At 70.2% G+C, this 1,381-nt stretch carries 2 protein-coding genes; one reads left to right on the top strand and one right to left on the bottom strand.

What is annotated here, in order from left to right; translation table 11 throughout:
- The coding region (locus ABZ641_RS37480; protein WP_359989064.1) for a transposase at window positions 1-276 on the bottom strand (276 nt) is incomplete at its 3' end.
- A gap of 178 nt (window positions 277-454) precedes the next feature.
- Here ABZ641_RS37480 and ABZ641_RS37475 point away from each other — a divergent pair.
- Entirely contained in the window at window positions 455-1,153 is a 699-nt protein-coding gene (locus tag ABZ641_RS37475; protein ID WP_359989062.1) for an SDR family oxidoreductase, read from the top strand.
- Window positions 1,154-1,381 lie beyond the last annotated feature (228 nt).

The following is a 1,381-nucleotide window of genomic DNA, read 5'->3' as shown; positions in this document are numbered from 1 at the left end:
CGACCGGCGGCGGGCCCCACCCGCGCCGGCCCGGCGAACCCATGGGGTCACCCGCTGGAGGAGCAACTCCCAGGCGCCATCCGCCGACCAGCGGCGATGCCGCTCGTGCACCGTCTTCCACAGCCCGCGGCGCTCCGGCAGATCGCGGCACTGCACACCTGTCCGGACCCGGTACAGCACTCCGTCGATTACCTGCCGGTGGTCCCGCCACCGGCCACGGCGTCGGTTTCTCACCGGCAGAAGCGGCTCAAGTCGCTCCCACTGGGGGCCAGTCAGATCACCCCTGTGTTCGCCAGTCCTGTCAACGACTCGACTGATCGGCGGGGCACTGCCTGACTCCTGACCCACAGTCATGAGCGGAGTCGTCGGAGAAAGCCGGGAGCGAGCGTCGAAGATCGCTGGGTATAGTGCAGGCGCTTCGCCCCGATGACCCCGTCGCCGAGGAGGCCGTCCCATGGAACCCGTCACGCTGATCACCGGTGGCTCGACCGGAATCGGCGCCGCCACCGCCCGCGCCCTGCTCAAGCAGGGCCACCGCGTGGCCGTCACCGGACGCGACGCGGGCAAGCTGGCCGCCTTCGCCACCACCGCGGGGGCGGGCGAGCGGCTGCTGACGATCACCGGCGACGCCGGCGAAGCGGATGACGTCGCCGCCGCCGTCCGCTACGTGCTGGACACCTGGGGCCGGCTGGACAACGTCATCGCCAACGCCGGTTTCTCCCTGCCCGGCAACCTGGAGACCCACGCCCCCGAGGACATGCGCGCCATGATCCTCACCAACGTCCTGGGCCCCGCCCTGCTGATCCAGGAGACCCTGCCCCACCTGAGGACCTCCAAGGGCCGAATCGTGATCATCGGCTCGGTCGCCGGCGTCCGCCACACCCCCGGCAACCTCTACTCCGTCACCAAGTGGGCCGCGCACGCCCTCGCCGAGAACACCCGCCTCCTGGTCGGCCAGGACGGGGTCGGCGTCACCGTTGTCGCCCCCGGCATCGTGGACACCCCCTTCTGGCACGGCCGCGGCGGCACCCCCGAGGCAGCCGCCACGATGACCGCCGAGCAGATCGCGGACACCATCGTGTTCGCCGTCAACCAGCCCGCGGGCGTGGACATCAACCACATCACGGTCCGGCCGACGGGGCAGGTCGGCTGAGGCAGAGCTCCCAAGGGTCGTACGGGAAGGCGCCTTTGGCCCCGCCAAGCATGGTGTTGCGCGGGCCGGGGGCGCCTTCGGATCCGGGCCACCACCCCGCGGCGTTCCTGAGCACCGTTACCGCCGCTGCCTTGATCATCTGGCTTTGGACTTGAGAGGGCATTTGATGTGAACGGATTGCCCTTTATGCCCTAGTAAGTCCCTCGCCAGGTTGGTGTGGTCTCGTCC

Source organism: Kitasatospora sp. NPDC007106, from assembly GCF_040634455.1.
GTDB classification, from domain to species: Bacteria; Actinomycetota; Actinomycetes; order Streptomycetales; family Streptomycetaceae; genus Kitasatospora; species Kitasatospora arboriphila.
This window is presented reverse-complemented; position numbering and strand designations above follow the sequence as displayed.

Excerpts from the sequence above, each read along its gene's own strand:
- ABZ641_RS37475 (WP_359989062.1), top strand. The coding sequence starts at position 455 with ATGGAACCCGTCACGCTGATCACCGGTGGCTCGACCGGAATCGGCGCC.